21 protein-coding genes, 2 tRNA genes and 3 rRNA genes are annotated in these 26,336 nt (G+C 40.4%); 16 read left to right on the top strand and 10 right to left on the bottom strand.

All coding sequences use genetic code 11. The annotated features are described in order from the left end of the window. Positions 1 to 4: 4 nt before the first annotated feature. A complete protein-coding gene (locus ACZ5QH_RS21880; protein WP_303577762.1) occupies positions 5 to 448 on the bottom strand; it encodes an ATP-binding protein in 444 nt (147 codons plus the stop codon). A 95-nt stretch (positions 449 to 543) separates the two neighbouring features. Here ACZ5QH_RS21880 and ACZ5QH_RS21875 point away from each other — a divergent pair, with 95 nt between their 5' ends. Further along, positions 544 to 1,014, top strand: coding sequence for a hypothetical protein (locus ACZ5QH_RS21875; RefSeq protein WP_303577763.1), 471 nt, complete (start codon positions 544 to 546; stop codon positions 1,012 to 1,014). Between the two features lie 15 nt (positions 1,015 to 1,029). On the opposite strand, the gene ACZ5QH_RS21870 is transcribed toward ACZ5QH_RS21875, so the two are convergent. The 5 genes from ACZ5QH_RS21870 to ACZ5QH_RS21850 form a co-directional block, all read right to left on the bottom strand. Then, positions 1,030 to 1,644 (bottom strand): hypothetical protein, encoded by a 615-nt coding sequence (locus tag ACZ5QH_RS21870; RefSeq protein ID WP_303577764.1) that lies wholly within the window; start codon positions 1,642 to 1,644, stop codon positions 1,030 to 1,032. Between the two features lie 279 nt (positions 1,645 to 1,923). Further along, positions 1,924 to 2,469, bottom strand: coding sequence for a glutathione peroxidase (locus tag ACZ5QH_RS21865; RefSeq protein ID WP_004723411.1), 546 nt, complete (start codon positions 2,467 to 2,469; stop codon positions 1,924 to 1,926). Between the two features lie 154 nt (positions 2,470 to 2,623). Then, positions 2,624 to 3,148: a hypothetical protein gene (locus ACZ5QH_RS21860; protein WP_004723410.1), complete on the bottom strand. Its 525-nt coding sequence runs from the start codon at positions 3,146 to 3,148 to the stop codon at positions 2,624 to 2,626. A gap of 188 nt (positions 3,149 to 3,336) precedes the next feature. Next, positions 3,337 to 4,083, bottom strand: a complete 747-nt coding sequence (locus ACZ5QH_RS21855; RefSeq protein ID WP_105714233.1) for a helix-turn-helix domain-containing protein — start codon at positions 4,081 to 4,083, stop codon at positions 3,337 to 3,339. 12 nt (positions 4,084 to 4,095) lie between these two features. Continuing rightward, positions 4,096 to 5,334 (bottom strand): MFS transporter, encoded by a 1,239-nt coding sequence (locus ACZ5QH_RS21850; RefSeq protein ID WP_227515188.1) that lies wholly within the window; start codon positions 5,332 to 5,334, stop codon positions 4,096 to 4,098. 149 nt (positions 5,335 to 5,483) lie between these two features. Between ACZ5QH_RS21850 and ACZ5QH_RS21845 the strand changes: the two genes are divergently transcribed. After that, a complete protein-coding gene (locus tag ACZ5QH_RS21845; RefSeq protein WP_004823720.1) occupies positions 5,484 to 6,128 on the top strand; it encodes a TetR/AcrR family transcriptional regulator in 645 nt (214 codons plus the stop codon). Between the two features lie 142 nt (positions 6,129 to 6,270). Further along, on the top strand, positions 6,271 to 7,164 hold the full coding sequence (locus ACZ5QH_RS21840; RefSeq protein ID WP_004823721.1) for a DMT family transporter: 894 nt from the start codon (positions 6,271 to 6,273) through the stop codon (positions 7,162 to 7,164). A gap of 619 nt (positions 7,165 to 7,783) precedes the next feature. Here ACZ5QH_RS21840 and tsaC read toward each other — a convergent pair. From tsaC to ACZ5QH_RS21825, 3 genes are read right to left on the bottom strand one after another with little or no spacing between them, the layout of a single operon-like run. Then, on the bottom strand, positions 7,784 to 8,353 hold the full coding sequence (gene tsaC, locus ACZ5QH_RS21835) for an L-threonylcarbamoyladenylate synthase type 1 TsaC (protein WP_096735350.1): 570 nt from the start codon (positions 8,351 to 8,353) through the stop codon (positions 7,784 to 7,786). Positions 8,354 to 8,399: 46 nt separating this feature from the next. Beyond that, positions 8,400 to 9,527 carry a DNA-processing protein DprA gene (gene dprA, locus ACZ5QH_RS21830; RefSeq protein WP_303577765.1) on the bottom strand — a complete coding sequence of 376 codons (1,128 nt, stop codon included), beginning with the start codon at positions 9,525 to 9,527 and terminating at the stop codon, positions 8,400 to 8,402. 23 nt (positions 9,528 to 9,550) lie between these two features. After that, a complete protein-coding gene (locus tag ACZ5QH_RS21825) occupies positions 9,551 to 10,702 on the bottom strand; it encodes a LysM peptidoglycan-binding domain-containing protein (RefSeq protein WP_303577766.1) in 1,152 nt (383 codons plus the stop codon). Positions 10,703 to 10,825: 123 nt separating this feature from the next. On the opposite strand from ACZ5QH_RS21825, the gene def reads away from it, so the two are divergent. From def to ACZ5QH_RS21805, 4 genes are all read left to right on the top strand, one after another. Continuing rightward, positions 10,826 to 11,356, top strand: coding sequence for a peptide deformylase (gene def / locus ACZ5QH_RS21820; RefSeq protein WP_004723400.1), 531 nt, complete (start codon positions 10,826 to 10,828; stop codon positions 11,354 to 11,356). Between the two features lie 108 nt (positions 11,357 to 11,464). Continuing rightward, complete coding sequence (locus tag ACZ5QH_RS21815; RefSeq protein WP_004823725.1) at positions 11,465 to 11,932, top strand: DUF2946 family protein; 468 nt, start codon at positions 11,465 to 11,467, stop codon at positions 11,930 to 11,932. Positions 11,933 to 12,002: 70 nt separating this feature from the next. Then, positions 12,003 to 14,081 (top strand): TonB-dependent copper receptor, encoded by a 2,079-nt coding sequence (locus tag ACZ5QH_RS21810; RefSeq protein ID WP_303577767.1) that lies wholly within the window; start codon positions 12,003 to 12,005, stop codon positions 14,079 to 14,081. 42 nt (positions 14,082 to 14,123) lie between these two features. Further along, positions 14,124 to 14,366, top strand: coding sequence for a hypothetical protein (locus tag ACZ5QH_RS21805; protein ID WP_034618188.1), 243 nt, complete (start codon positions 14,124 to 14,126; stop codon positions 14,364 to 14,366). 121 nt (positions 14,367 to 14,487) lie between these two features. On the opposite strand, the gene ACZ5QH_RS21800 is transcribed toward ACZ5QH_RS21805, so the two are convergent. Further along, entirely contained in the window at positions 14,488 to 15,696 is a 1,209-nt protein-coding gene (locus ACZ5QH_RS21800) for an oxygenase MpaB family protein (protein WP_303577768.1), read from the bottom strand. Between the two features lie 86 nt (positions 15,697 to 15,782). Here ACZ5QH_RS21800 and ACZ5QH_RS21795 point away from each other — a divergent pair, with 86 nt between their 5' ends. The 9 genes from ACZ5QH_RS21795 to ACZ5QH_RS21755 all read left to right on the top strand — a co-directional run bounded on the left by ACZ5QH_RS21795 (position 15,783) and on the right by ACZ5QH_RS21755 (position 26,245). After that, positions 15,783 to 16,397, top strand: a complete 615-nt coding sequence (locus tag ACZ5QH_RS21795) for a TetR/AcrR family transcriptional regulator (protein ID WP_004723394.1) — start codon at positions 15,783 to 15,785, stop codon at positions 16,395 to 16,397. A gap of 855 nt (positions 16,398 to 17,252) precedes the next feature. Then, positions 17,253 to 18,791 (top strand): 16S ribosomal RNA (locus ACZ5QH_RS21790). 59 nt (positions 18,792 to 18,850) lie between these two features. Beyond that, a tRNA-Ile gene (locus ACZ5QH_RS21785) sits at positions 18,851 to 18,927 on the top strand. A 44-nt stretch (positions 18,928 to 18,971) separates the two neighbouring features. Further along, positions 18,972 to 19,047: transfer RNA gene (locus tag ACZ5QH_RS21780), tRNA-Ala, on the top strand. A 337-nt stretch (positions 19,048 to 19,384) separates the two neighbouring features. Next, positions 19,385 to 22,275: ribosomal RNA gene (locus ACZ5QH_RS21775) — 23S ribosomal RNA — on the top strand. Positions 22,276 to 22,477: 202 nt separating this feature from the next. Beyond that, positions 22,478 to 22,592, top strand: a 5S ribosomal RNA gene (gene rrf, locus ACZ5QH_RS21770). Together the 16S, 23S and 5S rRNA genes with 2 tRNA genes alongside form the textbook arrangement of a ribosomal RNA operon. A gap of 475 nt (positions 22,593 to 23,067) precedes the next feature. Next, positions 23,068 to 24,210, top strand: a complete 1,143-nt coding sequence (locus tag ACZ5QH_RS21765) for a PQQ-dependent sugar dehydrogenase (protein ID WP_303576555.1) — start codon at positions 23,068 to 23,070, stop codon at positions 24,208 to 24,210. 167 nt (positions 24,211 to 24,377) lie between these two features. After that, positions 24,378 to 24,773, top strand: a complete 396-nt coding sequence (locus tag ACZ5QH_RS21760; RefSeq protein WP_004725218.1) for a tautomerase family protein — start codon at positions 24,378 to 24,380, stop codon at positions 24,771 to 24,773. Between the two features lie 227 nt (positions 24,774 to 25,000). After that, on the top strand, positions 25,001 to 26,245 hold the full coding sequence (locus tag ACZ5QH_RS21755; RefSeq protein WP_151803310.1) for an esterase-like activity of phytase family protein: 1,245 nt from the start codon (positions 25,001 to 25,003) through the stop codon (positions 26,243 to 26,245). Positions 26,246 to 26,336 lie beyond the last annotated feature (91 nt).

Raw genomic sequence — 26,336 nt, 5'->3', positions numbered from 1 at the left:
TTTTTTATTCAATTATGAGAGTAATTGAAAAGCCATTATTTTCTATCATATTTATTTTAAACAGCGCATCAAAACCTTCTGAACAATTAGGGACTTCTAATTTATAAAAGGTGGCTTTAACGCCTTTTTCAGCAATATTGGCTTTACCCTCACGTTGTGCATTACGCTGTAAAGTGCTGTCTAGATCCGTTTCAAAATAATATGAAATGATCTCGAAGCCAGCAGTTTTGGCAAGTTGAATATAACGGGCTCGATCGGCTTTGCTTATGTTGGTGTTATCTATCACGATTTTGGTTTTAGAGGCTATAGCTGCTTCAAACAGTATCTTTTCACGATGGCGTGTTTTTAGCATATCGAGATTGATACGTAGATGTGTATGGTAAAAATACTGTTGATAAAAAGTAGATTTACCCGAAGCTTGTACGCCTGTGAATAAAATCAGTTGCATGAAACACTACAAAAATACGCTTAATCTGCTATTAAATCATGTTCATGAACTTTGCTACAATCCCTTCATTGTTGTAGAAAACCAATAAACTTAAAATGAAAAAATTAGTTCAATGTCGGTATTTATTTTCAATACTTCTACTGAGTGCTGTTTCAGCATGTCAAAGTCAATTTGTCACTACACCAAATGCACCCACTGAAGCAAGTTTGGTGGCAAATTCAGTGGGAAATGGTTTAGAAACAGAATTAGATATCGATTATGTTGTCGCATTTAAAAATTTGAAAATGGCCTATGGGCAATGTGTTGCGTTTACTGGCGAAAAAGATTTTGTCTTTACCGACAATCGACTAGAACGAGATTTAGAAATGGGAACCTTGTTTACCCGTACAGAGGGTGGGGCCTATTTATCAAAAACCTTGGTGGAATCCATTGGAAAGAATAAAACCCGTTTAACGCTATTTTTACCCGCAAGTTATAAGTCTGCTCAAGCTCGTTTTAAGTTAGATGCTAATCGCGCGCTAGGACAAGATCGATCATGTAATGTCGCAAAGCCAAGCCAAGGCTGATCTGTTCAAATCTAATTAACTCTGTTCAGTGGCTTGCTCTGTATTTGATCCAGGAATCATCATGCCTGCCAGTTTAAGCATATCTAGTTGGATGGTATTCATTTGTTGTTCGATTTTCTTAAAATCAACTTTTGAAATGTCTAAATCACCGTTTAACAGTGCTGAGTTAAGCACTTGCTTATTGGCTTGTAGCACTTGTTGGCGGATACCATCAATCTCTTGGCTTTTTAAATCTAATGAAATCAATGCTGTGTTAAAGCCTTGTAGTTCACGAGTCAATGTTTTGACAGATTGTTGCAGCTCAGCTTGATTTTGTGATTGTATCGCTTGTTGTAAATTAGATTGGCTTTGTTGTAATTTTTCAACATAGTCACCAGTTTTCAGCTGTACGTTGGCAACATCACGTGCGATATAAAACATATTGCCTTGTTTTAAATCTTCAGTACTTTTTGCTGTTAATTGATTATTATTATTTGAGTCGGATGTATTCTCACTCATTTGCGCAGTTTCAATCGCTTGAGCGTCATCTTGTTGACGTGATTGTTCAGCTGCTTGATTACAGCCTAGTAGTAACATGCCAGAAATAAAAATAACAAAAGGCAAAACCGCACCTTGTAAAAGCTTTTTCATCGTTGTCCAAAAGTAATTTAATCGGTTATGAATTCACTATAATTTGCAAAAGTGTAGAGATTGAGGATTGTTGCAAAGGACATACAGTCTGTAACTTTAGAGATTCATTTCTACTCAAACAAAAGCAAAAAAGAGTGTATTTTTAGCACGCCATTGAAGGTGGTTGAAATTTTAAATTGTGAATAAAGCTAGAGGGATTTTGATCGAAAATATAAAATTTTCGATCAAAACTGCAAAATATAAAAATTTATTTAAAGCATAGAGCTTTTAATGCTCAATCTATTTTGCTAATTCAGCTTCAATCGCAGATGTAATTCGTGGATCATCAGCAGTGATATCTGGTGCAAAACGTGCCACGATTTCGCCATTTTTACCGATTAAGAATTTTTCAAAGTTCCAAAGGACTTCAGGTTTTGGGTTTGGTGTTAAGCCATAATCGACTAAGTCTTTCCACCAAGGACCTTCACCAATACGTTCAGGGATTGCATGAATTAAGCTGTCATAAAGTGGATGTTTATCATCACCAGCAACTGAAATTTTAGCAAAAAGCGGGAAGTCGACATTGTAAGTTAAAGAGCAAAATTGCTCGATTTCATCATTTGTTCCAGGCTCTTGCGCAAGAAAGTTATTTGCAGGAAAGCCGAGGATTTCTAAACCTTGATCTTTCTTTTCAGTATATAGTTTTTCTAAACCTTCATATTGTGGAGTAAGGCCACATTTAGATGCAACGTTAACGATTAAAAGAACTTTACCTTGATATTGATTCAAGGTCGTCGCTTCACCTTTGATGGTATTGACTGGGATGTCATAAACGGAATTGCTCATAGGGGTATCCTTAAAAATCAAAAGACAGTGATTAGAAATATGTCTAATGTTTTAGCGATATTCCAAGATTTCAGCAAGTTACATTTGTATATAAGTGTAATAAAAAAAGCAGATCATAGGATCTGCTTTTAAAAACTGCATCAAATTTAATCGATTATGGTGCAGCGTTTGCTTTGGCTTGAAGTGCTTGCATTTCAGTTAACAGGCTTTGTTGTAACTCAGTACCTTTCTTTTGTAGTTCCATGATTTTTTGTGGATCTGGTGAAGTCGCTAAACCAGCTTCAGACATTTCAACGCCTAGGTTATTTGACTCTTTCATTTTGTCACGTACAGACGCAACTTCAGTACTTTTAAGTGCTAAACCATCAAGATCTTTGTTGAAACCATCCACATAAGTTTTCATTTTATCGACAACACCTTTCAGTGCATCTTTATCACCCTTTTGTGCAGCTTGCATCACTTCTGTTTGGAAGTTCAATGCTTCTTTAGCTTTCGCTGTAGACATTGTTTGAAGTGCAGTTAAATCGCTTTTGATATCAGCAGTATTGTTGGTACTTAAAGAAACCGCAGCTGCAGCAGGTTTGTTCTCAGTTCCTGAAGCTGAATCAGCTGGTTTTTTATCACATGCAGTTAAAGCAAACGCTGAAGCACATAGTGTAGCTAGTAGTAATTTTTTCATTTATTCGAACCCTTCATTATTTAAAATTCTTATGAATTTGACGGTAATATATACAAATTCAAAAAGTTATATGCTTAATCTAGAGCATAAGATGCAAAATGCACAATTTTAAGGCAATTTTCTATAGTATTTTTGTATATAAACTTATCAATAAAGCGGAATTAGGCTGCTTGAAAAATACCCCAATCTTAAAGATTTCGCATTTGTGCTGGGGTTTGATGGGTATAGCGTTTAAAAAACTCAATGAAGCTGGACGTATGTTGATAGCCGAGGTCTAAGCTAATTTTTTTAATTGAGACGCCTTGTTGGATCAATGAAATTGCATAAATAATCTTGGCGCGATTACGCCATTCAGACAGCGAAAGTTTAAGGTGCTCTTGGCTAAGTCTAAGTGCATGCCGTTCAGTAATCTGAAAAGTATCGAGAATTTCCTGAAGGCTTTGGGGGAAGCGTGTTGTATCCGACAAATGCTCAAGAATAGGCTTGAGTGTGGGATGGTTGGTTTGCGGTAAATAATGCTCATAACACACACTATTTTGGATTTGATCGACCAACAGTTCTAATAAGTGTTGATAATAGGGAGATGATGGAATCCCTTGTTTCTGCTGCTCTAAAACTTCTTCAATGGTATGACGTAAAAAAGGGCGAATACTTAAAGTCTTTGTGCTTTGGGATAAGCTTTGACAAAGCTGAGGATGAATACGGATACAGATGTAATGCGTCAGTTGATCATCCACAGCTGTACAACAATGTTCGGTTTGCGGCGGAATCCACAAACCATAACTTGGTGGAGACAGATAGGTTTGTTCTGCGACATTGAGTTCTAAAGTCCCATTTAAACTCAAATTAAAATCACCCCATAAATTTGAATGGGGTGTCACTACATCATGCTTTTGGTAGAAAAATTCTTCTACAGAAATCAGCGCTGAATACATAGTTGAAAAGACTTAACTCTCACATTGAATGGCAGTGTTTTCAGCTTTGGGGTTATTTAATCCACGACTCAGCGTGAAGATTGAAATAAAGGCCAAAAGGATAAAACTCAGTACACTATACAATAAAATGTTGGCATTAAAATGGTCAACAACATAGCCACCGATTAATGCACCTGTTGCAATCATCACTTGGAAGAAACCAACAAATAACGGCATGCCTTTTTCTACAGCTTGAGGGGCGTGTAAAAACATCCAAATATTGGCAGTGGTTGGAAATGCACCAAATGCAAAGCCCCAAAGCGCTGTAAGAATAAAGGCGCCTGATGGATGAATGGCAAATAGAGGAAAGCCAAAGAATACAACCGCAAAACAGATGGCAACGAATGCAAAGGTATAACGCACATTCAAATTACCGCTATAACCAGCAAAAGCATTCCCAAAGATACCGGCGATACCAAATAATAACAGTAGAGAACTGATGGTAGCGCTGTCAAAGCCTGCTGAATTTTTAAAGAACGGGGTCAGATAGCTATATGATGAAAAATGAGCTAAACCAATCAACAAAATAATAATCAAACCTTGTCTGGCTTTACTGATTCTTAGCAATGCAGGTAAGTCTTTAAAATGAATGGCAGATTCTGGTTTTAAACTTGGGATAAATTTAATTCCCAACAGTAAAACAACGAAGCCGATGGCGGAGGTAATTCCAAATGATGTTCGCCAGCCATATGCATCACTTAGCCATGTCCCAATCGGTACACCAAGAACAGTGGCTAAAGTTACCCCAGCCATGACAGTTGCTGTTGCTTTCGCAATAGGTAAATGGCTTGGTGCTAAACGACCACTTAAGGCAATCGCAGTCGCCCAAAATCCACCAATTGCAAATCCAAGAATGAAACGGCTCAGCAATAAAATTTCAAAAGTTGATGCAATTGCAGTGATGGCATTGGCAAACACCATCGTTGCAGACAAGGCTAGGAGTAAGTAACGTCGATCTAAATTTTTGACTAGAACGGGAAGGAGTGGTGCTGCTATGGCGGCCATGATCCCTGGGAGAGTGATCATCAAACCCGCTGTACCAACAGATACATGCAAATCACTGGAAATGTCGTTGAGGACACCAATTGGGAGAAACTCACTGGTGACCAAAGCAAAAGCAGTAATTGCAACGGTTAATAGCGCCAACCAGCTCCCTTGGCTACTGGGGGGAATCTCAGAGGACTGTGGTTCTGAAACTTCTGATTGCATCATATTCATGAAGATATATTCCTGCTGTAAAGCGAAAGCATATGGAGGTATTTTTTAATTCATTAACGATCGTTATAAAAATAAAATATTTGATTAATTTTGTGTTGTCAATTAATTTAATAATGTTCGTTATAAAAATATATGTGAAAGTTATGGCTGATTCTGAAAAACATGCTTTAGTCGCTGAAAAACAAGCACCTAAGCGTGGGCGTGGTCGTCCTAAATGTTTTGATGAACAACAAGCGCTACAAAAAGCCATGTTGTTGTTCTGGGAATATGGCTATGAATCCACATCGATGAGCGATTTAACCAAAGCCTTAAATCTTACTGCACCCAGTATATATAGTAGTTTTGGGGACAAATCACAGCTGTTTCATGCCTGTTTGGAGTACTACTTAAAGCATGAGGCATGTCCTTTGGAAGTTATTTTTCAACAAGCCAAAACAGCAAAAATCGCCATTGAAATTTATTTGTATGAAAACCTCAAAAAACTGGTTCAACAGAATAAACCGACAGGTTGTATGTTGGTGACCGCAACCATGAATTGTTCACAAGAACATGCACCGATTCAGCATGATCTCTTGCTGAAAAGACAACAAGTCAAAGAAAATATCTACCAACGTTTGCAACAGGGTGTCAAAGAAGGTGACTTAAACCCACACGCCAATATTCAAGCGATGACAGATTATTATTCAACGGTGATCCAAGGTTTAACCATGCAAGCCCGTGATGGGGTTAGTGCTGAACAGTTACAAAGTGTGGTGACTTTGGCAATCAAAACTTGGGAATTATTCTAAGTTTAAAAACGCATAAAATAGCATTTGTCTGAAAAGCCCTATAGATGTCTGAAATGCCATATTTAAATTTATTCCGACTTCATCGATAATCATTTCCAGATCCTATTCGACAGTCAATATTATGTATAGCAATTCAAAACCCATGTGGTGGGCAATCAGTTTACCGATCATTGCAGTATTGATTTGGTCAATGAATATTGCAGTTACACGTTATGTTTCGGATTATATTTCACCTGTCAGTATTAGCTTTTATCGCTGGTTAGTGGCATTTATTATTTTGACTCCATTTATGTTGCCCCAAGTGTGGAAGCAACGTCATTTGGTTAAACAACATTTTATGCAATTTGTGGTGCTGAGTGCTTTTGGTATGTTCTTGTATCAAGGCTTGGCCTATAGTGCAGCGCATTACACCACAGCAACCAATATGGGCATTATCAACGCCTTTATTCCGGTATTTACCATTTTTGTTTCGATCCTTATTTTACGTGAAATTCCCAATCGCTTCGCTGTTGTCGGCAGTATCTTGTCTTTTCTCGGTTTGCTGTATGTGATTGGCCGAGGGGATTTTAGCAACTTGACTCAATTGGCAGGGCACTCTGGTGATTTGATCATGGTCTTGGCCGTGTTCTTTTATGCTTTTTATGGGGTCTTTCTAAAAAAATGGCAATTGAAAGTTCCATTACTGCTGAGCCTCTATGTGCAAATTGCGTTGACCTTGGTCTACCATTTACCGTTTGTGCTTTATTATGGCATTGATGCGATTAACCAAGGCAATGTCGCCAGCGTTTTATATGCGGGTATATTACCTTCTCTTGTTGCGCCTTTATTGTGGATGATGGCTGTACAATATCTAGGTCCAAATCGAACCAGCATTTTTATGAATTTAATGCCAGTATTTACTGCAATCATTGCCTACTTCTGGCTGCATGAGGCTTGGACGATGTCGCATACGATTGGTGGTATTGTTATTTTAGTGGGAATTGCATTGGCACAAAAAAAGTCACTTAGTGTCAAAAAAAGTACATTATTGAGTTAAAATTCAAAGTATTTTGGGTGAAAAATGTTCATTTAAAAACTTATTTTTTACCCTTTTAAAGTATTAAATCTGAGCAAAATTTGTTTTTGAATTAGTGATTTACCTGTTAAAAATGCAAATAGTAAAACAAATTTAAACACTTAGTTTTATTATTGAAATTCCAGTTATTTGCAATTCACTTAAATGAACAGATCTTGCTCAGAAGAATATATTTGTATTCAAAAAAAATTTATAGGATAATATTTTCATCGTAGCGAATTAAGAATTTCTTAATTAAATTGTTCTACACTGAATTTTTCATACCCTCTGGATGTGTTTAACGCATCCTTTTTTATACTCAGCCAACCCTATATGTGGCTGAGTTTTTTTTTGCCTTTTTATTGGTAATATGAGGGTCTGTTGACAATTCGCCTACGCCTTGCGCTGCAAACAAAGCAGTGCTTTGTTCTTGCTCGGGGTTGTGGCTAAAATTATCTCAGCCTACGTTATGAAACTCGAAAATAGTCTCGCTATTCTCTTCATTTCATGCCTTGCCTGATCAATTTTAACCTACAACGCAAGCCGTTTATGAAATTCCAACAGGCCCTGAACTCATGTTTGAGTGAATATTTTAAAATGCTTAAGCGCGAATCACTTGTGCTGTAGATGCGTCAATGATTTTGCTTGGTTCGCGACTTAAACCAAGATCACCATTTAAATAATTCAATTCAGAACCAAAATATTGACTGGCTTGTTGTAAAGATCTTGCTGGTTCTAAACCTGCCGAATTTGCACTGGTCGACACAATAAAACCATTAAAGGCATTACATAAGGCAATGCACAAAGGGTGGTTGGTTACACGAACTGCAACCTGAGCATGTTGGCCTTTAATCCATTGTGGAATTTTATCATCAGCTGGAAGTAGCCAAGTTGTTGCCCGTTCTGTTCTAGAGCGTTGCGTCCATGATTGAATGATTTGTTCACGAATAATAGGGTCAATTTCTGTTAATAGATGCTCAACTTGTGAGAGTTGTCCTGCCAATAAAATCACGCCTTTCTCTATAGGGCGTTGTTTAAGCCTTAAAATTTCTAAAAAAGCCTGTTCATTGAACGGATCGCAGCCTAAACCCCATACTGCCTCTGTTGGATAAGCCAAGACTTTACCTTGTTGAAGAATTTGTGCAGCTTCAGCAACTGAGGTTGTAATCATCTATGTTTACCTTGCCATTTCGTGGAATAAGCTACTATTGTGAACCTTAATAACTGACTCGGCAACGTAAGTACAGCCCAGATTGTTGAATACAGTGACCCAAAAGTTCTAATTCCATAAGATCGCTTGTGAGTTGTGCAATGTCTAAATTTGCGTTTTGAGCAAGCGTATCTAAGTCTTGCCCAATCCAATCCAGCAATTGATACAGCTTAAATAAATGCTCGGGAATTTCTGGCATTGGGGAACGTGATTCAGACTGTTGTGCGCAATGCCATTGGGTGGGAAGTGCTAAATCTTCAACAATCTGTTCTGGATGATCAACCAGAATGGCCCCTTCACGAATGAGCTGATGACATCCTTGATGATGCTCTCCATAAATATGTCCCGGAATTGCAAAAATCACTTTACCTTGTTCTGCGGCAGCTTGCGCTGTAATTAGTGAACCGCTTCCAAGTTGTGCTTCTGCGACAACAACACCTAAGCTCAAACCACTCACAATCCGATTTCGATAGGGAAAATTGCGTTGAATAGGCTGAGTTTCTGGCAGGTATTCAGTCAGGATTGTTCCTGCATGCTGCAAAATTTGTTCTTGTAACTGTTTATTTTGACTAGGATAAACCAGATCTAAGCCTGTGCCGATCACCGCGATGGTTCGATGGTGTTTTAGCCCACCCATATGTGCAGCGGCATCAATTCCCAGTGCTAGGCCACTGGTAATAAAAAAGCCCTTTTCACTCAAATAGTAAGCAAAATCATAAGCCACTTGTTTGCCATGCGGACTAGGCTTTCGGCTACCCACGATGGCGATTTGCGGTTGACTTAGATTCTGAAATGCACCTTTACCAAATAGAATTGGTGGATGATCAGGATAAGGTAGCAGTTGTTGAGGATAATGAGGGTCGGTATCTAAAACAATAAAATCTGTATGTTGTTGAATTTTATCGAAGCAAACTTGAAATTTGGATTGCCCAAGCGCAGTGAAAAATTCACTGGCTCTTTCAAGATGGTTTTTATGAATTTTGGCTTCAGACCAGCGGTTTAAATTTTCAGCTTGCAGCGCTTTTGCGATAGAACCAAAATGTGTTTCTAATTTACGAAAAGCGCTGAGCGAATGTTGAACCAAATACCAAAGTCTGATGGCATCATATTGGTCATTGGATATTTGCTTCAACATATTTAAATCACATCATGAAAAACTTAGTTATCTGCAATTGCAGGTGGTTTAATTTCAGCACCCATTTTAATTGGTAAATTACTTTCCAAAATATAGGCATAGCTGAGGTGATCAAAACTCTTAAAGATCATCAGCGTACCAATTTTTTGACTTGGTAATTTCACAGACTCTTTGGTTTTTGGGTCACGGACTGTTTCACCTTGTTGGTAAATACTAAAGACCTGTCCAGGTTTAGCGCCTTGTAAGCTTCCACGGTCAATGGTGACTACACTATATTGCGCTGCTGTACCAATTGAACCTTGTACACGAACCACTTTACCGCCATTGGTGACTTCATTGGTGGTGGTTGGATAGAACAAACTCGGCAATTCAGCATCATAGCTTGGTAGGACATAGTCGCCCTTACGCACTTCAGCATTATAACTTTTGGTTAGCTCAAGGGTGGTGACATCATTTTCACCAGCTGCCGCAGTTGCAGAAGCAACCTCAGTTAATTCCATGCCTGCATTAAACTTTTTGCCTTCAGCATTGAGGAAAGTATAAGGTTTGCCTTCACGATAGATCCCATAACGTTGACCCACGACTAAGCCATTTCCACGCGCATAAACGGTTTGTCCTGCACCCGTAATCACACGATTATCAGCAGCGCCGATGGTATAAGGGATGTTCTGTAAAGATTCAGGATTGACCACAATACTGTGTTCTAACCATGGTTGAATATCTGATAATGGAATCACTGAAATCGCATTATTTAAGGATTCAACGCGTATTTGAGGGCGTAAAGATGTCCCGCCTTGATGACGACGAATAATTCCATCACAACCATCACCTTCATCTATACCAATCAGTGGGCGACCATCTAAAGTACACAACAATAATTTATCACCTGGATAAATCCAATGTGGATTTTTAACATGCTTATTGCTTGCCCAGATTTCAGGCCAGCGCCAAGGCTTGCTTAAAAATTTCCCCGCAATATCCCATAAAGTATCACCACGTTTCACCACATAGACATTGGGTGCACTGGATTTAAGTGCAGGTGGATTGGTATTTGGACTTGCGTGTGTGATTTCCATGTAAGTGAATCCTGCACTTAAACATAGTGTCACAGCAAGTAATTGTTTCTTGAACCCCTTGGCATGAAAGTTCGTTATGCCAGTTAAAACCTTTTTCATTATCATAATTCCTAAAATTATGTCTCTATATGCGTTATAATACGCATATTACACACATTTTTTTAATGAAGCATATTCTTCATTTAGTTTTAAGATCAATGGCATAGCAACAGAGGGTACAGTATGGCCTTATTACCTATTTTAAGTTTTCCTGATCCCCGTTTACGCACCATTGCAAAACCTGTCGATGTGGTAACTGATGAAATTCGCCAGTTAGCAGCAGACATGTTTGAAACCATGTATGAAGCGCCAGGTATTGGTCTGGCTGCTACACAGGTCGATCAGCATATTCAGCTTATCGTAATGGATCTGTCTGAAGACAAAGACCAACCTATGGTGTTCATTAACCCCAAAATAACACCGCTTACAGAAGAAACCTTATCTTATGAGGAAGGCTGTCTTTCTGTTCCTCAAATATACGATAAAGTTGAGCGTCCGTCACGAGTTAAAATTGAAGCAATTAACCTTGAAGGTCAAGCTTTTGAAGTCGAAGCGGATGATCTATTGGCGGTATGTATTCAACATGAAATGGATCACTTAAACGGTAAATTATTTGTGGATTACTTATCCCCTTTAAAGCGTCAACGTGCGCGTGAAAAAGTGGAAAAAGTGGTTCGTCAGCGTGAAAAGCAAAAAGTTCCAGCAAAACGTTGATCTGAGTCAGTTGAATTTTAAAAACTTTTAAAATTTTCCTGCAATACAAAGCCCAATTTTGTTTGGGCTTTGTTATACTCTGGCTCGAAAAATGTTGAGACGAACGTTTTGTTGAGAATAGGTTTACTGCTCGGTTTTACCGCAGTTTTTTTACAGATTGCTGTATTTTTACAGCCTTTGCTACCGAAGCAATATCAAATTGCGCCGGTCTGTGAAACTATTACTCAAGCTTTAGTACAAAGTCATTTCTACGAAAAGCATCAACATAGCACCCATCATCAACATCAATCTGCATCTTCTGCACATGAAGCTGCCAGTCATGACCATCTATTGGCCCATGCTGAACATGCAGCGCCAGAGCAACCAAGTTCACATCACCATGATGCGGGTCACCAGTGCCAATACTGTACAGTCTATGGCAATCTGGTTTTACCTCCTGAACTTGAAATCAAAGAAATATTAGATCGTATCCAAGTGCGACTGGTTGCATTTCAAAAAGCATTTCGACATGTCTATTTTGTATTGCAACGTTTGTTTCTACTTCCCCAAGGGCGAGCCCCGCCACTTTTTGCATAAATCAAAAACTTAATTTTTAGGGTCTTCATTGACTCCAGCCTTGTTTAATTTATGATTTAAGAGAAAGAAAATGGCTCAACCTCAATTCTTTTTACAGCCTTTAGCGGCTGCGGTTTGTGTTGCTTGTTATTCTACAGCGGCATTTGCACACGATCAGGAACATGCATCTCAACTTGCTCCAATCGTGGTTACAGCACAGTTAAATAATGATGCCAATGGTTTGATTATTCATGCTGATCCAAAACAGCCGATTCAACCTGTACCTGCCACAGATGGTGCTGATTATTTGCAAAGTATTGCAGGCTTTAATTCGATTAAAAGCGGTGGAACCAATGGAGATGTCACATTCCGCGGCATGTTTGGTTCACGGATTAAAATTTTAACAGATGGTACCGAAAATTTAGGTGCATGCCCAGCACGCATGGATGCACCTACGTCGTATATTCAACCTGAAAGTTTTGACCGTATTTCGGTGGTAAAAGGACCTCAGACAGTCCAATATGCCAATACAGGTTCAGCAGCCACGGTGATTTTTGAACGTCAAAAACCAACCTTAACAGATGATAAAAATTATCAAGGTCAAGCCAGTGTTTTAGTCGGTTCTTTTGGACGTTTGGATCACAATATTGAAGCTGCTGTCGGTGACAGTAAAAAATACATGCGTATCAATGCCAATCGTTCTGAGTCAAACAGCTATGAGGATGGTGATGGTAATAAAGTGCCTTCTTCTTGGGAGCGCTGGAATACTGATTTAGCCTTAGGCTGGACACCCGATGAAGATACATGGGTTGAACTGACAGGGGGTAAAGCCGATGGTGAGGCTGAATACGCAGGCCGAACCATGGATGGTTCTCAATTTGCACGTGAAAGCTTAGGCTTACGAGTTGAAAAGAAGAATTTAAGCCCTGTGATTAAAAAGCTCGAAGGGCAAGTGAACTATAGTTATAACGACCATATTATGGATAACTTTAGTTTACGTACTCCACCATTAGCAGAAATGACACATGGTGGCATGAAGATGTTGATGCCAAACCCAATGGCAATGCAGGTGACACGCCGTACTTTAAATAGTCGTTTAGCCATGACCAGTGAATGGGATAAGCTCAGTTTAATTACTGGGGTGGATTCTCAGCTGAACAAACATGGCGGCAGTATGTCATCACCTACCATGCCATCCATGAATGTTGCATTTAGAGAGGATATGCGCTTCCAATCTTATGGTGCTTTCGGAGAAATGACCTATCAATTCAGTGATGCTTATAAATTGGTGACAGGTGCACGAATTGATCAAGTTAAAATTGATGCCTTAAAACTGAATGATCAACGTAAAGAAACTTTGCCAAGTGCATTTATTCGTTTAGAAAATCAATCTCCTGAACATAATGCCAAATCTTATATTGGTTTAGGTTATGTGGAACGTGTTCCTGATTATTGGGAGCTATTCAGTACTGCACATGGTAATACTGGTATGTCTAAACCGACGTTTAATGATCTAAACACTGAAAAAACTTTACAGTTGGATCTCGGTTATCAATACCAACATGATGCATTGAGTGTATGGACATCAGCATATGCAGGGTTGATTAATGACTTTATTTTATTGAGTTATCATAATCATCCAAAAGCTGGAATGGGTGGGCATGATCACGGTTCTTCATTCAGTGCTGGGGCAAAAAATGTCGATGCAACTATCGCGGGTGCTGAAGCAGGGATTGGTTATCAATTTACTGATGCGATCCAAGCGGATTTAAGTGCAATGTATGCATGGGGCGAAAATACCGATACACATAAACCATTGCCACAAATTGCGCCTTTAGAAGGTCGTTTGAATTTACGTTATGTTCAAGATAAATATTCTTTAGGTTTATTATGGCGTGCAGTGGCGAAACAAGATCGTATTAGCTTAAATCAAGGTAATATCGTGGGTTATGACACTGGTGAAAGTAAAAGCTTTACCACCTTGGCATTGAATGCGTCATATAACATTCAAAAAGATTTAAATCTTGCTGTTGGTGTCGACAATGTCTTAGATAAAACCTATACCGAGCATTTAAACAAATTGGGTGTAGGTGCGGATGGTCAAGTCGGTACTCAACAATTTAATAATACAGGGCGTAATTATTGGGCTCGTATTAGTATGAAATTTTAATTGATTTAAAACTGAATTTTTACAGAAATATGAGGATGTTCTATGAGTAATGACAGTAATAAGTTGTCACCTGAAAAATCGTTTTGGGGATGGAAATTGCTGATTATCGCAATTATTTTAAGCTGTATTTTTATGGGAATCTTCTATTTGGCGATTACCAACGAGCCTGACTATATGCCAAGCCAAAAACAGAATGCAGCTCAGCAACATGATATGTCTAAGATGAGTCATGAAAATATGCCAAACATGGATCATTCGGCTTCTGAAGCAACGCATTCTCATTGATCAATGGGTAATGTGACGCGAAGTCATGTAATGTAAAACAAGGGGAGGCCAATTGGCTTCCCTTTGTCTTTTCGAGTGTTCCTATTTAATTTAATCATGAAGTACGTATGGAGAGTAGATCTTACTGATGCATACTCGCTAATTGTTTCCCCGCATTTTGATAAAGCTCAAGTGCATATTCTTGTTCTGCACGACCATTCTGTTGTAAATATTGATCCAGTTTGTCGATATGCTTAGCACTACGGTAGAGCAGGGTATTTTTTGCAATTAAATAAAGTGGATACCAAGCCAAAGTGCGTGGCTTGAGTCCTAGGTTTTTCATTTTACGTTGCCCAATAAAAAACTGGGTAATATCCAAGTGATTTTGATAGGCTTTTTTCTGCAAAAAAGAATTGAAGTGTTTGTAATGTCGTTCAAAAGGCTCTTTGGATAAGCTGATGGCTAAAGCTTTGCTACTTTCATCGGCCTTAGGATGGGCATAATTCATCCATTGCAGTAGTTTCCATGCGTCAGACTCTTTATTGACTAGCCATTTTTCATCTACTCCCATTAACCAGCCCGTATATTTCCAAAAATGCATGATGGCTTCTGATTCGGTCTTGCTTGGAAAAATGCCAATGGCTCTGACACCGAGAAGTAACACCGCACTAAATGCAATGTTGGTCATGGCTTGATCGTATTGGTTGATCGGTGCTCCCCAAATATCGTTATCCCAGTCTTTGGATTTATTGAGTTGATGACGTACCAACGAATGAATAAAACGCACATAAATGGTTGAAGTAAAACCATTGTTAAAACGAGAGAAACTATCTTGTTGATTGACATCAAGCCACCATTTGTGGGTCTCAGCTAAGCGTTTTCCCGCGTATTTATGTAAAGCACCTGTCATAATTAACGGTTGATTAAAACCAGGGTATTGATAACCCGTCATTAAAGCCACATCGCGTAAAATAAAAGTACCATTTGTCCCTAACCGATGGGTAAATTTGATCGCAGTTTCAATTTTAGCTGGATCGAGCCAAGTAGGCGCTTGTTCAACCATTTTAAAAAAATCAGTTAATTCAGGGATTACATTGGGAAGTTTATCCAAACCTTGATACAAGGCTGTTTCAAAAAGTTTTCTATTTTGTCTAGGATTGGTCATTACCCAATCCATAACTTTGTCCATCGCGATATCACCAGTCTGTAAGGCACGATTGAGTGAAAGATATTCGTCATAACTGGGTTGTAACTGCTGGTCTGTAAAATAATAAAAAAGCTTAGACTTCATATTTGTTCGTGCCATGGTCTCAAATGAGGCAAGGCGTTGTGGCTTAATTAAAGTTTGCATTTTGAGCGCGACCTGATTACTGTTTAGGCAAACTCTAATATGAATAATTATTCGCATTCAATTCGCATTTTGGAGTGAACCGCAAGATGAGAAAACAACCACAACAACAACGTGCTCGAAATGTCGTAGATAGTATCTTGGAAGCAACTCAATTATGTGTTGCTGAATACGGCTTAATCAACGTCACCACACCCAAAATTTCAGAAAAATCAGGTGTCAGTGTTGGTTCTATCTATCAGTATTTTGGCAATAAAGAAGAAATTATTCAGGAGCTTTTAAGTCGTAAAAGTGAGCAGCTGGGGCTTGCGTTGAAACAGATTGCGATTAGCCAAGAAGAATTGAGCTTAGAAGAAATCATTCCACTTAGTCTTCAATTCGGTTTTGACATGATGAAAGCCGATGGTGGCTTTTTTATTGAAGTGCTTAAACATTGGCATGGCTATAACAACTCAGAAGCGGCAAAAGTACTAGAAAAGCATTTCTATGAAGTGGGATTGTATGTGTTTAGCCGTTTTTTTAATCATTGGAGTTTTGAAGTACTTAAAAATAAATCCTTTGTGATTATCAATAGTACGCTTTTTACCATGATGCGTTATGTCAGTCATAATAATTTTCTAATTTCAGAACAGCAGCTAAAAAAAGAATTAACTTTGATGATTCTGGCTTATCTAGAGCAAGGTGCCAACCCCAATTCACTTTAGGAAAATTATTTAATGGGGGGAGGGGGATTCATAGATTGTACTCGACTGATATAGACATACATCCAAATACAAATAGAGCTTGGTTTTATAGAACCCGATTTTATAGAGTTGGTTTTATAGAGTGAGTTTTATCGCGTTGGTTTTAGCGAGTCTAAGTATTGTTTGAGTTAGGACAAGATATTGATCTCTTTATCGGGAATCGTTCGATGCTTCTATTCAATGATAAAAGTGATCTATCTCCTTATATAGATTTTAATCGCCGTATCTCTATTAAATTGCATTTATAACAATGCTAAGGGCATACAAGAGGGCGTTTTAGTTGTTTTAGCAAATGTACGATGGGGGTATTGGTTTTTTTATTGCTGTGTTTTTATGCAAAAAAGCAGATTTTTAAAGAAAAAGTGCTGTTTTAGAAGAATAAATAAGCAAGTGATAGATAAAATGAAAAATAATTAAAAAAAGGGGTTGTGTTGGTTAGGGAATGCTGTAGAATGCACATCCATCGGCGGTGATGTTAAATAAAACTTCTGATAAATCAGGCACTTGATTAATTTGTTAAGATTTCGAATTGAGATTTTAAGATGAGATTAGAGTTGGGTTTGTTAGAAAAAATAATTAACATTATTGATTGACTTTTTAGAGATAGAGAGTAGTATAGCCGACCTAGCTTGATGCTGACGAAGCATTGAGAAGATCATTAAGAGAATATGAAGAACAACTTGTGTGGATTTTTACTGATTGATTGATCGAAATATTATCATTGATTGATTGGTTTAAATTACTCGAAGTTTATTTGAGAGAATTTGTCAGTACATTGATGAGCCAGAATTGTGACCTTAAGTCACTAATGATTTTTAACTGAAGAGTTTGATCATGGCTCAGATTGAACGCTGGCGGCAGGCTTAACACATGCAAGTCGAGCGGGGGAGATTGCTTCGGTAATTGACCTAGCGGCGGACGGGTGAGTAATACTTAGGAATCTGCCTATTAATGGGGGACAACATCTCGAAAGGGATGCTAATACCGCATACGCCCTACGGGGGAAAGCAGGGGATCACTTGTGACCTTGCGTTAATAGATGAGCCTAAGTCGGATTAGCTAGTTGGTGGGGTAAAGGCCTACCAAGGCGACGATCTGTAGCGGGTCTGAGAGGATGATCCGCCACACTGGGACTGAGACACGGCCCAGACTCCTACGGGAGGCAGCAGTGGGGAATATTGGACAATGGGGGGAACCCTGATCCAGCCATGCCGCGTGTGTGAAGAAGGCCTTATGGTTGTAAAGCACTTTAAGCGAGGAGGAGGCTCTTCTAGTTAATACCTAGGATGAGTGGACGTTACTCGCAGAATAAGCACCGGCTAACTCTGTGCCAGCAGCCGCGGTAATACAGAGGGTGCGAGCGTTAATCGGATTTACTGGGCGTAAAGCGTGCGTAGGCGGCTTTTTAAGTCGGATGTGAAATCCCCGAGCTTAACTTGGGAATTGCATTCGATACTGGGAAGCTAGAGTATGGGAGAGGATGGTAGAATTCCAGGTGTAGCGGTGAAATGCGTAGAGATCTGGAGGAATACCGATGGCGAAGGCAGCCATCTGGCCTAATACTGACGCTGAGGTACGAAAGCATGGGGAGCAAACAGGATTAGATACCCTGGTAGTCCATGCCGTAAACGATGTCTACTAGCCGTTGGGGCCTTTGAGGCTTTAGTGGCGCAGCTAACGCGATAAGTAGACCGCCTGGGGAGTACGGTCGCAAGACTAAAACTCAAATGAATTGACGGGGGCCCGCACAAGCGGTGGAGCATGTGGTTTAATTCGATGCAACGCGAAGAACCTTACCTGGTCTTGACATAGTAAGAACTTTCCAGAGATGGATTGGTGCCTTCGGGAACTTACATACAGGTGCTGCATGGCTGTCGTCAGCTCGTGTCGTGAGATGTTGGGTTAAGTCCCGCAACGAGCGCAACCCTTTTCCTTATTTGCCAGCACTTCGGGTGGGAACTTTAAGGATACTGCCAGTGACAAACTGGAGGAAGGCGGGGACGACGTCAAGTCATCATGGCCCTTACGACCAGGGCTACACACGTGCTACAATGGTCGGTACAAAGGGTTGCTACCTAGCGATAGGATGCTAATCTCAAAAAGCCGATCGTAGTCCGGATTGGAGTCTGCAACTCGACTCCATGAAGTCGGAATCGCTAGTAATCGCGGATCAGAATGCCGCGGTGAATACGTTCCCGGGCCTTGTACACACCGCCCGTCACACCATGGGAGTTTGTTGCACCAGAAGTAGGTAGTCTAACCGTAAGGAGGACGCTTACCACGGTGTGGCCGATGACTGGGGTGAAGTCGTAACAAGGTAGCCGTAGGGGAACCTGCGGCTGGATCACCTCCTTAACGAAAGATTGACGATTGGTAAGAATCCACAACAAGTTGTTCTTCATTGATGTATCTGAGGGTCTGTAGCTCAGTTGGTTAGAGCACACGCTTGATAAGCGTGGGGTCACAAGTTCAAGTCTTGTCAGACCCACCAAGTCTACTGAACACAGAAGAGCAGATATATTAAGATCTTAAGCTGGGGACTTAGCTTAGTTGGTAGAGCGCCTGCTTTGCACGCAGGAGGTCAACGGTTCGACTCCGTTAGTCTCCACCACTAATTAAAGACTAAGTGATTACAGAACTTAGTAAGCCGATAGCTTATTAAGTTCTGTGATTTATCACAGTTAACTACTCGCTGACGAGGCGGTAGTGAATCATTAACAGAATATATTTGAGTTGAAATAATTGTTTAAACTCGTTTTAGTTGATGTTAGCAAGTAATTGTTAATGTTGAGTGAAATGAGCACTAGCGATAAAACTGAATCAAGCGTTTTGGTATATGAATTAAATTGAAGCTGTATGGTGATTAAGTTCACAGGCAACAAATAGAAGTGATTAAGTTCACATTGTTGATCCTCCTTGTAGGGATTAACGACTGTTTGGGGTTGTATAGTCAAGTAATTAAGTGCATGTGGTGGATGCCTTGGCAGTCAGAGGCGATGAAAGACGTAATAGCCTGCGATAAGCTTCGGGGAGGCGGCAAATATCCTGTGATCCGGAGATTTCTGAATGGGGAAACCCACTTACCATAAGGTAGGTATCGCATGATGAATACATAGTCATGCGAGGCGAACGAGGGGAAGTGAAACATCTCAGTACCCTTAGGAAAAGAAATCAATTGAGATTCCCTCAGTAGCGGCGAGCGAACGGGGATCAGCCCATTAAGTTATATGTGTTTTAGCGGAAAGCTCTGGGAAGTGCTACCGTAGAGGGTGATAGTCCCGTACACGAAAGGGCACATATAATGATGACGAGTAGGGCGAGGCACGTGAAACCTTGTCTGAATATGGGGGGACCATCCTCCAAGGCTAAATACTCCTGACTGACCGATAGTGAACCAGTACCGTGAGGGAAAGGCGAAAAGAACCCCTGTGAGGGGAGTGAAATAGATCCTGAAACCGCATGCATACAAGCAGTGGGAGCCAACTTGTTTGGTGACTGCGTACCTTTTGTATAATGGGTCAGCGACTTATATTCAGTAGCAAGGTTAACCGTATAGGGGAGCCGTAGAGAAATCGAGTCTTAATAGGGCGTTTAGTTGCTGGGTATAGACCCGAAACCGGGTGATCTATCCATGAGCAGGTTGAAGGTTGGGTAACACTAACTGGAGGACCGAACCCACTGTCGTTGAAAAGCCAGGGGATGACTTGTGGATAGGGGTGAAAGGCTAATCAAACTCGGTGATAGCTGGTTCTCCCCGAAAGCTATTTAGGTAGCGCCTCGGACGAATACCATAGGGGGTAGAGCACTGTTTCGGCTAGGGGGTCATCCCGACTTACCAAACCGATGCAAACTCCGAATACCTATGAGTACTATCCGGGAGACAGACTGCGGGTGCTAACGTCCGTAGTCAAGAGGAAAACAATCCAGACCGCCAGCTAAGGCCCCCAAATTATAGTTAAGTGGGAAACGATGTGGGAAGGCATAGACAGCTAGGAGGTTGGCTTAGAAGCAGCCACCCTTTAAAGAAAGCGTAATAGCTCACTAGTCGAGTCGGCCTGCGCGGAAGATGTAACGGGGCTAAAACTATATGCCGAAGCTGCGGATGTATACTATGTATACGTGGTAGGGGAGCGTTCTGTAAGCCGATGAAGGTGTATTGAGAAGTATGCTGGAGGTATCAGAAGTGCGAATGCTGACGTGAGTAACGACAAAACGGGTGAAAAACCCGTTCGCTGAAAGACCAAGGGTTCCAGTCCAACGTTAATCGGGGCTGGGTGAGTCGACCCCTAAGGCGAGGCCGAGAGGCGTAGTCGATGGGAAATTGGTTAATATTCCAATACTTCTGTGTAATGCGATGAGAGGACGGAGAAAGTTAAGTCAGCCTGGCGTTGGTTGTCCAGGTGAAAGGCAGTAGGCATGCATCTTAGGCAAATCCGGGGTGCTCTATGCTGAGAGCTGATAGCAAGCTAGTTTACTAGCGAAGTGGCTGATACTATGCTTCCAGGAAAAGTCTCTAAGCTTCAGTTACACAGGAATCGTACCCTAAACCGACACAGGTGGTCAGGTCGAGTAGACCAAAGCGCTTGAGAGAACTCTGCTGAAGGAACTAGGCAAAATGGTACCGTAACTTCGGGAGAAGGTACGCTGCTGACGGTGATAGGACTTGCTCCTTGAGCTATTGGCAGCCACAGAAACCAGGCCCCTGCAACTGTTTATTAAAAACATAGCACTCTGCAAACACGAAAGTGGACGTATAGGGTGTGATGCCTGCCCGGTGCTGGAAGGTTAATTGATGGGGTTAGCGTAAGCGAAGCTCTTGATCGAAGCCCCAGTAAACGGCGGCCGTAACTATAACGGTCCTAAGGTAGCGAAATTCCTTGTCGGGTAAGTTCCGACCTGCACGAATGGCATAATGATGGGGGCGCTGTCTCCAGCAGAGGCTCAGTGAAATCGAAATCGCCGTGAAGATGCGGTGTACCCGCGGCTAGACGGAAAGACCCCGTGAACCTTTACTGCAGCTTGACATTGAACTTTGATCTTACTTGTGTAGGATAGGTGGGAGGCTTTGAAGTAGTGACGCCAGTTGCTATGGAGCCATCCTTGAAATACCACCCTGGTAATATTGAGGTTCTAACTCTGTCCCGTTATCCGGGACGAGGACCATGTCTGGTGGGTAGTTTGACTGGGGCGGTCTCCTCCTAAAGAGTAACGGAGGAGTACGAAGGTGCGCTCAGCGTGGTCGGAAATCACGCGTAGAGTATAAAGGCAAAAGCGCGCTTAACTGCGAGACCCACAAGTCGAGCAGGTACGAAAGTAGGTCTTAGTGATCCGGTGGTTCTGTATGGAAGGGCCATCGCTCAACGGATAAAAGGTACTCTGGGGATAACAGGCTGATACCGCCCAAGAGTTCATATCGACGGCGGTGTTTGGCACCTCGATGTCGGCTCATCTCATCCTGGGGCTGAAGCAGGTCCCAAGGGTATGGCTGTTCGCCATTTAAAGAGGTACGCGAGCTGGGTTTAGAACGTCGTGAGACAGTTCGGTCCCTATCTACCGTGGGCGTTGGAAATTTGAGAGGATCTGCTCCTAGTACGAGAGGACCAGAGTGGACGAACCTCTGGTGTACCGGTTGTGACGCCAGTCGCATCGCCGGGTAGCTATGTTCGGAAGGGATAACCGCTGAAAGCATCTAAGCGGGAAGCCTACCTCAAGATAAGATTTCCCTAGGACTTTATGTCCTCTAAAGAGCCGTTGAAGACTACGACGTTGATAGGTTGGATGTGGAAGTGCGGTGACGCATGAAGCTGACCAATACTAATTGCTCGTGAGGCTTGACTATACAACACCCAAGCAGTTGTATATGAAGCATCATTTGATTCATAAAAGATCAAACATACTTGATTTAGTTGTAAAGCTAGTTAAACTATTCAACTCAAATGTTCTGTTTGAGCGAGGGTAAGCAAAGCAACGCTTTGCCCGAGCGCAAGATTTGGTACGAAGTAAGGCATTTAAATAAGACCCGAACAAGTCCATAACAGTTTGCTGGCGACAATAGCAAGAGTGAACCACCTGATCCCTTCCCGAACTCAGAAGTGAAACCTCTTAGCGCTGATGGTAGTGTGGGGTTACCCATGTGAGAGTAAGTCATCGCCAGCTTTTAAATCTAAAACACCCCGATCTCTAACGAGAGCGGGGTGTTTTTTTATGTGTGGTGTTGATTGGCGAAATGAAACAGATCTAGTTATATTAAGTTAATAGAAATATGCATAAGAATTAAAGTGCGTAAACAGTTGAAAATAAATAGTTTTTTGTAGATGTAAAAAGAAAACCCCATCATCCTGATGGGGCTTTCTTCGTATTGGTGTGTTAGATTTGACTCCTGTCGAATCTCACGTCCTGTGTGTTTTCTTATTCTCAATGAGACTTCCTGTCTCTTTATGTTTGCTATGATAAGCGCAATGCCTAAGTCAGTATATTCGCTAATCACTGCGATTGTTGTAGGTTAAAGCTTACAAGATGATTCAATTAAAAATTAAGACCCAATTCGCTCAGTTACCAATATGAAATGGTGAGATGGATACTTTTGTTTAAAATAAATCGATAAGTCATAACAATATTGAGGGAATCTAAAATGAAGGCTTTTCGACAGTACTTAATCTATTTACCCCTATTGCTCAGCTGTAGCTTGTTAAGTGCATGTAATGCTCAAAATAATCAAACCACTACGGCTAATTCTTTGATTAACCAGACCTATCAGACCCAAAAAGTCGCGACATTTGATGAGCCTTGGGCAATGGCTGAGTTGGCTGATGGCCGTTTACTGATTACCGAAAGGAGAGGGACGTTAAAACTGTTTGATCCTTCCACATTGAAAAGTATAGAAATTTCAGGGCTTCCCGAAGTGGCTTATGGTGGGCAAGGGGGCTTGGGCGATATTGTTCTACATCCTGATTTTGCAAACAATCATCAAATTTATTTAAGTTATGCCGAAACAGGAAAAGGGGGATATGGTGCGGTTGTGATTCGTGGTGAATTAAATCTACAAGAAAAAAATCCCCGAATAATCAATATTAAAAAAATCTGGGAACAAGTTCCTAAGGTTTCAGGACAAGGGCATTATGCACATCGAATGATTTTTGCAAAGGATGGCAAGCTTTGGATTAGTTCTGGTGAACGCCAAAAATTTGATCCTGCTCAAGATATGAATTCAAACTTAGGAAAAGTTTTAAGACTGAATGATGATGGTACTGTTGTTGCAGATCATCCATTTACTCAACAAGGTGAGATTGCAAAACAAGTATGGTCGTTGGGTCATCGTAATCCATTAGGTATGGCTTTTGATGCGAAGGATCAATTGTGGGTGGTTGAAATGGGGCCTAAAGGAGGAGATGAGTTAAATCTGATTAAGAAGGGCGAAAATTATGGTTATCCGATTGTTTCCAATGGTGATCATTATTCAGGAAAATCCATTCCCGATCATGCGACACGTCCTGAATTTAAGGCACCAGAAATCAGTTGGACACCAGTAATATCACCCTCCAGTTTAGTCTTTTATCAAGATGAATTATTCCCGAAATGGAATCATAAAGCCTTGATTGGTGGGTTATCCTCAGAAGCGATTATTGTGGTTGATACTGAATCGAAGCCTGTTCGTGAGGTACAGCGTTTAAACATGCAGCAACGCATTCGAGATATCCATCCCGCCCATAATGGTTCGATTTGGGTTTTGGAAGATGGAAAAAATGCGGGGCTATTAAGAATGCTACCTAAGTAAAAAACATTTAAATCAATAGTTTATTTTATATTAAAAATAAGTCGTAGATCATATCTTGTATGATAAGAAGATGTGGAAGCAGCTGAATTGATATCAGTTGAATTGTTAGGATTGTCTATAAATTATGCTATTCTTTCGATTTACAATAATATAAATCGAGAACAATAATGCCAGCAACTACAATTGAAGTTCGCTATCAATATTCTGTAGCACAAGAAGTGGGCTTAATCGATGCTGTTCATCATGCATTGGTGAGCGCTTTTAAAATTCCTGAATATGATCGTGATATTCGTTTATTGGTACATGAACCACATCGCTTTCAATGTCCACCGAACAAGCTTTATCCTGAAAAATTTACCCTGATTCGTATTGATTGTTTTGCTGGGCGTACACTGGATACCAAGCGAAATTTGTATCGCAGTATTGTAGAGAATCTATCTGTATTAGGGATTCCCAAAGATCATATCAAAATTTTATTAAGAGAAATTCCCGCTGAAAATTGGGGAATCCGTGGTGGTCAAGCTGCCTGTGATGTGGATTTGGGTTTCGATATTCAAGTCTAGCTCAACCTAATATGAATCAAAGCAGATGGAATAGATTACTCCGTTGATAATATTATTTAAATTCAATATGTTAATTCAGCTTGTGCGCGCTTATAAGGTGGAGTATATGCTGTGTGAAGCATATCTACGTATCATCAAACTGACGTAATATTGTCATTGAAATGACCTCAAAATGTCATGCTATTGGTTTCTAATAAAGCTCATTTAAATCAATAAAAAAGACCTTTATGAAAAAAATTGCTTACTCTGTTTTAGCGTTAGGCGTATTGGCTTTAACCGCATGTAATGATGATGACAATGATTTCTCATTTGAACCATCTGTTACTGTACCGACCTTGGTTTCATTTGCCAAACTTGATGTCGAAACTTATGCAGCCGGTCCAAACTCAGGTGCATTTGTAAAGGGCGCCAATGGCATATTTCCACCTTTTAAAGGTCAGCCAGTTCAAGGCTTTTCGGGTGCTGTAAAGAACGGTGATGGCACTTATATGGTCATGGCAGACAATGGCTTTGGTACACAAGACAATTCATCTGACTTTTTACTCCGTGTTTATCAAGTAAAACCTGATTTTCGGACGAAATCGGCAGGATCTGCAAAAGTTCAAGTGATGAGCTTTATTCAGCTTCGTGATCCCAATAAATTAATACCATTTTCAATCATCAATCAAAACAGCACAGATCGTTTACTCACTGGGGCGGATTTTGATCCTGAATCGATTCAACGTACTGCGGATGGTACTTATTGGATTGGGGATGAATTTGGACCATATTTACTGCATTTTGATAAAGATGGAATACTGCTTGATGCGCCGATTGCATTACCTCATCCATTGAAAGCTGGTGTGGAATTGCGTTCTCCGCAAAATCAATTCAATAAAGCCAACATAAATTATGTAGAGCCTTTGGTTCAGCAAAGCGGTGGCTTTGAAGGAATGGCATTGTCTAAGGATGGTCAATATTTATATCCTTTGCTAGAAAAACCGTTAAAAGGCGAGACCACACAACAGTTGCTTATCTCACAATTTGATGTGAAGAAGAAAGCGTATACTGGTCGATATTATTATTTTACCTTAAATGCCAAGGCGACCAATATTGGTGACTTCCAAATGTTTGATGATAAGTCTGGCATTATCATTGAGCGTGATGCGAGTCAAAATAAGTTAGATGGTTATAAGAAGCTGATTCAAATTGAATTAGGGGATTCTGGTAAAGCGGTAAAACGTTCTGACTTAGTTGATCTTATGAATATCGCCAACCCGAATAATTTATATGGGACAGCGCGAGATGGAGATATTGGTACAGCAACAACTTTTGCTTTTCCATTTGAAACCATTGAAGATGTGATTATTGAAAATAAAAATACCTTAACTGTTTTAAATGACAATAACTTTCCAGGTTCATCAGGACGAAATGCAAAGCGTGCGGATGATAATGAAATTATTCAGATTAAATTGCCTAAAGCATTGTATTAATAAGCGATAAAATGCTTAGCCTCCACGACCCGAAGCTAAATTATTCTTAGCAAGGGAAAACGCCCTCCTTTTTAAAAGGAGGGCTGGGGAG

This window comes from Acinetobacter sp. Ac8 (genome assembly GCF_055392545.1).
Note: the sequence above shows the minus strand (reverse complement) of the source record. Positions and strands in the feature narration are given on the sequence as shown.